This is a genomic window from Lacinutrix sp. YIN62 (genome assembly GCF_057219185.1).
The window spans coordinates 1-10,077 of sequence record NZ_JBXVVH010000036.1 but is presented as its reverse complement, the minus strand read 5'-3'; the positions used below and the strand labels follow the sequence as shown (position 1 = coordinate 10,077).

At 31.5% G+C, this 10,077-nt stretch carries 7 protein-coding genes; all 7 read left to right on the top strand.

Going from position 1 to position 10,077, the window contains the following annotated elements; all coding sequences use genetic code 11:
- The first annotated feature begins 113 nt into the window (after window positions 1–113).
- The 7 genes from AC2D8I_RS15475 to AC2D8I_RS15445 all read left to right on the top strand — a co-directional run bounded on the left by AC2D8I_RS15475 (window position 114) and on the right by AC2D8I_RS15445 (window position 9,903).
- On the top strand, window positions 114–698 hold the full coding sequence (locus tag AC2D8I_RS15475) for a hypothetical protein (RefSeq protein ID WP_484706969.1): 585 nt from the start codon (window positions 114–116) through the stop codon (window positions 696–698).
- Window positions 699–957: 259 nt separating this feature from the next.
- Complete coding sequence (locus AC2D8I_RS15470; protein WP_484706968.1) at window positions 958–1,539, top strand: DUF6088 family protein; 582 nt, start codon at window positions 958–960, stop codon at window positions 1,537–1,539.
- Window positions 1,536–2,519, top strand: a complete 984-nt coding sequence (locus tag AC2D8I_RS15465; RefSeq protein WP_484706967.1) for a nucleotidyl transferase AbiEii/AbiGii toxin family protein — start codon at window positions 1,536–1,538, stop codon at window positions 2,517–2,519. The genes AC2D8I_RS15470 and AC2D8I_RS15465 overlap by 4 nt, the downstream gene beginning before the upstream one ends.
- Window positions 2,520–4,088, top strand: a complete 1,569-nt coding sequence (locus tag AC2D8I_RS15460; protein ID WP_484706966.1) for a type I restriction-modification system subunit M — start codon at window positions 2,520–2,522, stop codon at window positions 4,086–4,088.
- A gap of 1 nt (window position 4,089) precedes the next feature.
- Window positions 4,090–5,328 carry a restriction endonuclease subunit S gene (locus tag AC2D8I_RS15455; protein ID WP_484706965.1) on the top strand — a complete coding sequence of 413 codons (1,239 nt, stop codon included), beginning with the start codon at window positions 4,090–4,092 and terminating at the stop codon, window positions 5,326–5,328.
- A gap of 1 nt (window position 5,329) precedes the next feature.
- Window positions 5,330–7,045, top strand: a complete 1,716-nt coding sequence (locus tag AC2D8I_RS15450) for an FRG domain-containing protein (protein ID WP_484706964.1) — start codon at window positions 5,330–5,332, stop codon at window positions 7,043–7,045.
- Window positions 7,045–9,903 (top strand): type I restriction endonuclease subunit R, encoded by a 2,859-nt coding sequence (locus AC2D8I_RS15445; RefSeq protein WP_484706963.1) that lies wholly within the window; start codon window positions 7,045–7,047, stop codon window positions 9,901–9,903. The genes AC2D8I_RS15450 and AC2D8I_RS15445 overlap by 1 nt, the downstream gene beginning before the upstream one ends.
- The last annotated feature ends 174 nt before the right edge of the window (window positions 9,904–10,077 follow it).

Below are 10,077 nucleotides of genomic sequence, written 5' to 3'. Positions count from 1 at the left end.
ATGAAAAGCAGCTTAGAAACAAACAACAATCTACAAGGTTAGAAACTAATTTAGTGTAAACCCTAATCTTTAACTTGTGTAAACTATGTCCCTTAACGAACATTTGAGAAACTATGAAAAAAACGATAATATTAATTGGAATAATTTTATTTATAGGTTGTAAAACTGAAAATAATAAATCTGAAAAACTCACTTCTGAAATACCCCAAGTGAATGACCAATTTCAGAATTTTATTGACCAATTTTCTGAAATTAAATTACCAATAAAAATTAAAGGTTGTGAAGATGATTTTCAACCATTAACTGAACTGAAAAAGGAAATAAGCTCACCTTACGAAAAGGAACCTTATTATGTTTTTGGAAAGATTCCTACAAATGGAGCTTATATTGCTACAATTACTCTTGGAGCAGCAGATTGTTTTTTACCAATATTGACAACTTATAAGCTAAATGGAGAAAGAATTGACTCAAAAACTATTGCAATTGGTGGTTGCGGACTAGGACCTTGTTTTGAGTGCGAGGAACTAGTAGAGATAGATGAAGATTTAAATATTTACATTGCGAATAATTTGAAGTATTACAAATGCGATGAAGATTATGAAGAGGTTAAAGGAACAAAAACGGAAGAAACAATTTATAAAACTGGAAAACTTACACAAAAAGGAAAAATCGAATTGACCAGCGAACTGAAAAAATAAAAACGACACCACAACAACACCTAAACTGCATTAAAACGCAGCTTAGCCAAACCGTTAGCTGCAAGCTGAAGCCAACCGCACAGTCAAGCACATTTCATTTTTTTCGTACCTCAAAAAATAAAAAGAGCTTGCCTTTTGCCAACGCTCACAAACCTATTCTGATTTTCAAACCGACAATAACTTAGATTGTCCCAAAAAAAGATATTATTCGGGACAATATAACTTTGTATAGTCCCATTTTTTTACTATTTTTGGGACAATGTTAGATTTGAAAGCCATAAAAAAGAAAATTGATATTGGAGATATTTTCTTTATTTCAGACTTTACCGAATTAGGTAATTACGAGGCTGTGCGTAAATCTTTGCAACGCCTAACTAAAGACAACAGTATAAAACGTATCGCAAAAGGAATCTACTTCTTACCTAAAAAACATAAAACTCTAGGCATCATCTATCCTCACGCAGAACAAATTGCCAAGGCTATTGCAAAACGTGATAAAGCTAGAATAATAGCTACTGGCACAACAGCTCTAAACCTGTTAGGTCTATCAACACAAATCCCATTGAAAGTAGTGTTCTTAACAGATGGTTCTGCAAGAAAAATAAAAGCGGGAAACCAAACGATTCAGTTTAAAAAAACGAACCCAAAAAATTTGAGTATTGAACACCGATTATCAAACCTTATAATTCAAGCTCTAAAAGAAATTGGAGTGGAAAATGTTACAGAAAAACAGTTAGATAAAATACAGCACATCATTGAAGAAAGTGAGGAAAGAGAAATCATCTATCAAAACTTAAAAAATGCACCTGTTTGGATTCAAAAAAAAATAAACAATAAATGAATAACTGGCTAACATTATCAAAAGAAGAGCAAATAGAGTTGTTCACTCAAATAGGTGTAAAAACAAATCTACCACCACAAGCAGTTGAAAAAGATGCTTGGGTAACACTAATACTACGAATGATTTTCACTTCCGAGGTAGCAAATCATTTAATATTCAAAGGTGGAACTTCGTTAAGTAAAGCTTTTAATCTAATAGAACGGTTTTCGGAAGATATTGATTTAGGTATTGACCGCAAATACTTAGGCTTTGATGGTCATTTATCAAAAGGACAAATTCGTAAATTAAGAAGAGCTTGCCACACCTTTGTTACTAATGAGTTATATGAATTACTTCAAAAACAGCTTACAGCATACGGTGTTGATGCTAGTTTATATGAAATGGTTGTTGAAAACACACAAGTATCCGACCAAGACCCAGAAACAATTAAAGTTAACTACCAATCGCTATTTGAAGATGTATCCTATCTTCCAAAAAGAGTGCTAATAGAAGTTAGTGCAAGGTCTTTAATAGAACCAAATGAAGAAATTACCATTGAGTCAATGATTGATGAGCAATATCCTGAAACAGATTTTTCAGAAGAAAAATTTACGGTAAACGCAACCAGTCCTCAAAAAACATTTTTAGAGAAATTAATTCTATTACACGAAGAATTTCAGAAGCCAAAAGAAAAAATGCGACATCTACGAATGTCGAGACATCTTTACGATATAGGACAAATACTAAATTCAGATTACGGTGTAAAGGCTTTGAAAAACACAACGCTGTTTGAAAGTATTATTGCTCATAGAAGCGTATTAACGCCTATGAAAACAACAGACTATAATGGTTTGACCTTAAAAAATCTTAACATCATTCCACCAGACGATTTACTTGAAAATTACAAATCTGATTATAAGGAAATGCAGGATAGTATGATACACGGTGAATCACTTGATTTTGATACACTACTTAAAAATATAATAAACGAATTAAAATAAATGTCAGACGAACAAAAACAAATACTACAGAATAGCCTTTGGGCAATAGCCAACTTGCTAAGAGGAAAAATGAATCCTGACGATTATAGAGATTATATTTTAGGATTTATCTTCTTTAAATACCTTTCTGAAAAGCAAAATATATACGTTACAGAATTATTACAAGGCGAAGACGAAACCGACTTTAAAAAAGTAACTGATACAGAAACTTTAGAAGCTTTACGCGAAGAATGTATTATAAAATTAGGCTATTTTTTAGAACCAAAAGAGCTTTTTGAAACCATTGCCGAAAAAGGAAGTCGCAAAATAGAAGGTAAAAGCGAATTTATCCTAGATGATTTACAGGCAGTTTTAAATCATATTGAACAAAGTACAATGGGCGAAGACTCAGAAGAAGACTTTGCTGCTCTGTTTGAAGATTTAGATTTAACTTCAACCAAATTAGGGAGAACCGTAAGTGCAAGAAATGAAATCATTGTAGATATCATTAAAGAATTACATAAAATTGATTTTAAATTAGAAGATTTAGAATCAGATGTTTTGGGTGATGCTTACGAATACTTAATCGGAAATTTCGCAGCACTTTCTGGAAAATCTAAAGGAGAATTTTATACACCACAACAAGTATCTAAAATACTAGCGAAAATTGTTACTCTAGGCAAGACTAAAATAAAATCTGTTTACGACCCAACCTGTGGTTCGGGTTCGCTTTTGTTACGTGTAAAGCGAGAAGCAGATGTAAGTGAGTTTTACGGTCAAGAATTAAACCGTACTACTTACAATTTGGCACGTATGAATATGATTTTGCACGATATTCATTACAGAAAATTTGACATTAAAAACGAAGACACCATTGAAAATCCTCAACATCTAGACAAAAGGTTTGAAGCTGTTGTTGCAAATCCACCGTTTTCGACACATTGGAAAGGAAAAGACAATCCTCTCAACAGCACAGATGAACGCTTTTCTCAATTTGGGAGACTTGCACCTAAAACTAAGGCCGATTATGCTTTTGTACAGCATATGTTTTATCAACTAGCAGATAATGGGACTATGGCAGTTGTTTTACCACACGGTGTTTTATTTAGAGGGGCTGCCGAAGCAACAATTCGTAAATACTTTATAAACGAGAAAAACGCCTTAGATGCTGTAATTGGTTTACCTGCTAATATTTTTTACGGGACTTCTATTCCAACTTGTATTTTGGTGCTCAAAAAATGTAGGAAAGCAGACGATAATATTGTCTTTATTGATGCAAGTGGCGATGACTATTTTATTAAAGGAGTTAACCAAAATGAACTACGAGATAAAGATGTAGAGAAAATTGTAAACACATATTCAAAAAGAATTACAGAGGATAAGTACAGCAATGTTGTAACATTAAAAGAAATTGAAAAAAATGACTACAATCTAAACATCGCTAGATATATTGACACTTTTGAAGATGATGAACCAATCGACATTCAAGCCTTAGCCACTGAATTAAAAGCTATTGACAAACAAATAGCACCACTTAATGCAGAAATCAAAGCTTTTTGTGATGAACTAAATATCCCAACACCATTTTAGTATGTCATTACAAAAAAACAAACCAATACTACGTTTTCCAGAATTTACTTCTGCTTGGGAAGAAAAGAAAATCTCTGAGATTTTTGAAAGAGTTGTAAACCCAGTTGATGTAGATAAAAAAGAGACCTATCAAGAATTAGGGATTCGTTCTCACGGTAAAGGTATATTTCATAAAGAACCAAAACTTGGTGCTAAGATTGGAAATAAACGCGTGTTTTGGGTTAAAGAAAACACCTTTATAGTAAACATTGTATTTGCTTGGGAACAAGCTGTAGCAAAAACTACAGAAAAGGAAGTTGGTTTAATCGCTTCCCATAGATTCCCGATGTATGACCCAATTGAAAATGTTTTAGACCTTGATTTTATTTTATCATTTTTTCTGCGTAAAAAGGGAAAACATATTTTAAAATTAGCTTCACCAGGAGGAGCTGGAAGAAATAAAACCTTAGGTCAAAAAGTATTTTCAGAGACTGAAATTATTATACCAAAAATTAAAGAGCAAATTAAAATATCAAGTTTCTTAAAACTAAACGATGATAGATTAGATATACTACAAAAGAAAAAAGAGATACTGGAAGCCTATAAAGAAGGTATTATGCGAAAAATATTTAGTCAAGAGATTCGATTTAAAGATGAAAATGGAAATGATTTTACTGATTGGGAAGAAAAGAAATTAGGTAACATTGGACATACATATAATGGTTTAACCGGAAAAACTAAAATCGATTTTGGCGAAGGAAAGCGCTATATCCAATATAAGCAGATTTTTGACGATGCGAAGGTTGACGTTTCAAGGTGTGCTTTAGTAAAAATTGATGAAGATGACTCACAAAACAAGGCTCAATACGGAGATGTATTTTTTACTACATCCTCAGAAACTGTAAATGACATAGGTATGTCTTCTGTTCTTCTTGATAAAAATGAAGATATTTATTTAAATAGTTTTTGTTTTGGCTATAGACCTAATTCTCTAGAAACACTAGTCCCTGAATTTTCGCAATATCTTTTTAGAAATTCAATTGTGCGCAAACAACTTATAAAATTAGGTCAAGGAAGTACACGATTTAATATGTCTAAAAGAGAATTTATGAAATTTTCATTTCTTATTCCTGAGAGAAAAGAGCAAATTAAAATCGCTGAATTTCTTTCAAAAATTGACCAGTCAATCAAAAGCCTTTCAGACCAATTAACAAAATCAAAAAAGTTCAAAAAAGGCCTACTTCAAAAAATGTTTGTGTAATATGGATTTAACGGCAATAAATAATGAAATACAAGAAGAGTTTGAATCTTATTTAGCGAGCTTCTTAGACCATAAAAAATACTATTATTGGACGCTAGACTATTTTGAATCTGTAGGTGGTTTATCGTTTCAACATTACTTTTTAAATGATGATGTAAAAAAAGAGATTAACACAAAAGGAGAAACCTACTTTACGGAGCCTAAAATTAATTTAAGCATCAATAGTAATTCCCATAGAAACGATTTAACCATAAAAAACATTACTACACTTTTTGAAGACCATAAAGAAGATGGTCAAACAAAAAGATACGAATACATTAAAGAATTCATCCTTTGGAAACTACTAACGCAACTCAATAAAAAAGACCCACACCATAAAATTGAACTACAGAAGAACAATTTTCTATATACCTATTTACAATATCTCATAAATAATCAAGCGCCAAGAAAAAGGTCTGATTTTATTGCTTACGCAAAAGCAGAACAAGGACACGATTTGTTTATTCAATTAGCAGATTTAGTAAAGGAAAACAAAAATCCCAATCAAGAACTACAATCTAGAGTTGAAAAACTTTTTATATCAAAAGAATATGAAGAGAAGATTCATTTTGTGTTTTCAAAAGTAGGAAAAGAAGATAAGGAAGAATTGAGAGAGTTATTAGATGTTTTAAGCAAGGGAAGTGTAAACAACTATTACAGAGGTCAAGCAGATGCAACGTGGTATCTAGACTCTAGCCTTACAAGGGAAGAGAAATATGTAGAAAATGAAGCAAGAATGTATTATGATATTCTCTCGCTTAAACCAGAAGCGTTTGCAAATGATTATAGTATTTATGACCGCTTAATTACAATGCAGCATTTTGGAATGCCAACAAGGCTATTAGATATTACTCGCAATCCTTTAGTATCCATCTTCTTTGCTTGTAATAATCTAGACCGAGCAAATGCAGATGGTCTGGTCTATTCCTTTGTACCAGATTCTGAAAATTTCCTGAATTTTGATGATGAACGTTTAAAATGTATTACAAACAATGTTGTAAGTAAAGATGAAGATTACAAGAATAACACTTGCAATCTTACTCAAACTCAAAAAGAGGAATGTTTTGAACAAAATTGGTTTGTACAAGGAATTGCAAAAAATCAAAGAATCAACAATCAAAGTGGTGATTTTATTTTTGTAAGTAGTGAAGCTTCAAGAAAAAGTTTAGACAGTCTACCTACGAAGATTATCATTATTGATGCAAATTCAAAGAAAGTCTTACTTGAACAATTGGAGTCTTTAAATATTCATAGTGGTTCGGTGTATCCAGACCTTAGTCATATGAGTAGTTATATAAGAGAACGTTATAAAGACGATAGTTACATTGCAAGTATTTCGCATAGACCAATTCCTGTTTACATAGATTCTAAAACTATAAATGAAAGACCAAAAGATAGCACACCTAAAATACTCAGTAGCAAATTTGACGAAACCACTTTTTGGACAGATGATAGGAATAAGTTACTTACTGCTTTCGCGAAAGCGGAAAAACTTAAAATAAGTGAACTAAAAAAAGTAATCAGCACCTATTTATACGATGAAAAACCACCTTTACCAGATAGTGTTATTTCAACCTTAAAAAGTAAACCTAGTTTAAAAAATCGCAGAACTATTGCAGAAGAAACCACAAACAAAATAGTTGAATTTGCAAAATCTTTAAATAACGAATCAAACTAATGACCATACAACCAGAACAAATATTAGAAAACAATTTGGTGAGTCAATTAGCACAATTGGGTTATGAAAAAGTGATTATTAAAGATGAAGCAGATTTATTAATTAATCTAAAAGTTCAATTAGAAAAACATAATAAAATTGCATTATCCGATAATGATTTTAAGCAAGTTTTAAATTACATAAATAAAGGTTCAATATTTCAAAGAGCAAAATTATTACGTGATAGAGTTCCTTTTACAAACAATAAAGGCGAAAACAAAACCATAGAACTTATAAACCAATTACATTGGTGTAAAAATGAATTTCAAGTTACTCAACAAGTAACTATGGAAGGAAAATACAAAAACCGTTACGATGTAACCATCTTGATAAACGGTTTGCCTTTGGTTCAAATAGAACTAAAACGTAGAGGATTAGAATTGAAAGAAGCTTTCAACCAAATTAACCGTTATGAGCGTCATAGTTTTGGTGCAGGAGCTGGATTATTTCAATTTGTACAAATATTTGTTATTAGCAATGGTGTAAACACAAAATACTACGCTAACAGCCCAATAAAAGCACGAAGTTTTAAACAAACCTTTTATTGGAGCGATACCAAAAATAAACTCGTTACCCAACTTTCAAAATTTACAGATATATTTTTAGAGCCTTGCCACATCTCTAAAATGATTACGAGATATGTTGTGCAAAACGAATCTGCTAAAATTTTAATGGTACTTCGTCCTTATCAATATTTTGCAGTAGAATCTATTATTGAACGCGTTAAAAACACTACCAAAAATGGATTTATTTGGCACACTACAGGTTCAGGTAAAACCTTAACCAGTTTTAAAGCAAGTCAAATCTTAACCAATATGCCAAAAGTGCATAAGGTGATTTTTGTGGTTGACAGAAAAGATTTGGATTACCAAACTACAAAAGAGTTTAATAGTTTTAGCAAGGGTAGTATTGATGGCACAAATAACACTAAAGCTTTAGTAAAACAATTGTCTGGCGATAATAAATTGATTGTAACCACAATTCAAAAACTGAATACTGCCATTAGTAAAATGAAGTATTTAAATCAAATGGAAGTCTTAAAAGACAAACGTGTGGTTTTTATTTTTGATGAATGCCACAGAAGTCAGTTTGGAAAAACTCACGAGGACATTAAGAACTTTTTTAAAAAAAGTCAGATGTTTGGCTTTACAGGAACACCAATATTTAAAGATAATGCAGGAACTAACGAATTTGGAAAACGAACAACGGCGATGTTGTTTGGTGGCGAAAAAGCATTACACAAATATGTCATCACAGATGCCATACGTGATGAAAACGTGCTAAAGTTTTCAATTGAATACATTAATACATTCAAAAAGAAAGAACACATTTTGGACATTGATGTTGAAGCTATTGACGAAAAAGAAGTAATGGAAGCACCTGAGCGTTTAGATGCCATTACAGAATACATAATTGCCAACCACAATAGAAAAACACATAGCAAGGAGTTTACTGCTATTATGTGTGTAAGTAATGTTGAAACGCTAATTAAGTATTATCAACTATTTAAAGCAAAATACCACAATTTAAAAGTAGCGACAATCTTTTCATACCAAGCAAACGAAGAAGATAAAGACGCTTTAGGTTTCACAACTTCCGATTTTGATGAAGTAGATTTAAACGAAGTAGCGGAACCAAAGCCAACATATAATTCTAAGCATACAAGAGAACATTTAGATAGTTTTATTGCAGATTACAACAAAACCTTTGGCACAAATTATTCTACAAAAGACACGCAAAGTTATTATAACTATTACAACGATATTGCCAAAAGAGTAAAGCACAAACAAGTCGATATTTTATTGGTAGTCAATATGTTTTTAACTGGTTTTGATAGCAAAACGTTAAACACCATTTATGTAGATAAAAACTTAAAATATCACGGTTTAATTCAAGCGTTTTCACGAACAAATAGAATCTTAAACGAATTAAAATCTCAAGGAAATGTAGTTTGTTTTAGAAATTTAAAACAGCATACAGATGATGCAATCGCTTTGTTCTCAAACATAGAATCTAAGGATGAAATAATTATTGAACCTTATGAAGATTATGTAAAAAAGATGAATGAAGCATTTATACAGTTACTGCAAATAGCGCCAACTGTTGATAGTGTGCACGATTTAAAAGATGAAGAAGATGAACTTGCTTTTGCTAAAGCCTTTAGAGAGTTAATGCGAACATTGAATGTTTTAAAAACCTTTACAGAATTTACTTTTGATGATTTAAGTATAAATGAACAAACTTTTGAAGATTATAAAACACAATATTTAGATTTAAGAGATAAGGTAAAACGAGAAAATGCAAAGGAAAAAGTATCGATTCTAAACGATATTGATTTTGAATTAGAACTAATTCATAGAGACGAGATTAATGTTGCCTACATTTTAAAATTACTGGCAAACCTCAAAAACTCAGTATCTGGAGAAGATAAAGAAAAGCAACTGAAAAACATAATGGATATTGTGGCTGGAGACATACAGCTTAGAAGTAAACGAGAATTAATAGAAAAGTTCATTAATGAGCATTTACCAATCATTGAGGATTCTGAAGATATTCCAGATGAGTTTGTTCAGTTTATTACAGCTGAAAAATTACAAGCTATAAAGTCATTAAGTAAAGAAGAAAACTTGGATTCTGATAAACTCGAAAAAGTAATTGGCGATTATATGTTTACGGAGAAAATTCCTTTACGTGATGATATTATTGGAACAATGAATACGCGTCCAAGTCTGAAAGAAAGAAAAACGAAAGCGGAACGAATTACGAATAAGATACTGGAATTTGTGGAGACATTTATTAGCGGAATTATGACGGATTAGCCAACGCTGAAAGCCATACACATTTCCAGTCGCACCATCCAAGCTAAACCCAAACTGTAAAAGAGTATGTGACACTATCCTAAAAAGTGTGTAAGTTCAAAATTTCAGGGTTAGGTTATTTATATCCTAATCCTGTTTTCAAATATAGCTAAAAATTGGTTTAGTATAAGTCCC

Excerpts from the sequence above, each read along its gene's own strand:
- AC2D8I_RS15455 (WP_484706965.1), top strand. The coding sequence starts at position 4,090 with ATGTCATTACAAAAAAACAAACCAATACTACGTTTTCCAGAATTTACT.
- AC2D8I_RS15460 (WP_484706966.1), top strand. The coding sequence starts at position 2,520 with ATGTCAGACGAACAAAAACAAATACTACAGAATAGCCTTTGGGCAATA.
- AC2D8I_RS15475 (WP_484706969.1), top strand. The coding sequence starts at position 114 with ATGAAAAAAACGATAATATTAATTGGAATAATTTTATTTATAGGTTGT.
- AC2D8I_RS15450 (WP_484706964.1), top strand. The coding sequence starts at position 5,330 with ATGGATTTAACGGCAATAAATAATGAAATACAAGAAGAGTTTGAATCT.
- AC2D8I_RS15465 (WP_484706967.1), top strand. The coding sequence starts at position 1,536 with ATGAATAACTGGCTAACATTATCAAAAGAAGAGCAAATAGAGTTGTTC.
- AC2D8I_RS15470 (WP_484706968.1), top strand. The coding sequence starts at position 958 with ATGTTAGATTTGAAAGCCATAAAAAAGAAAATTGATATTGGAGATATT.
- AC2D8I_RS15445 (WP_484706963.1), top strand. The coding sequence starts at position 7,045 with ATGACCATACAACCAGAACAAATATTAGAAAACAATTTGGTGAGTCAA.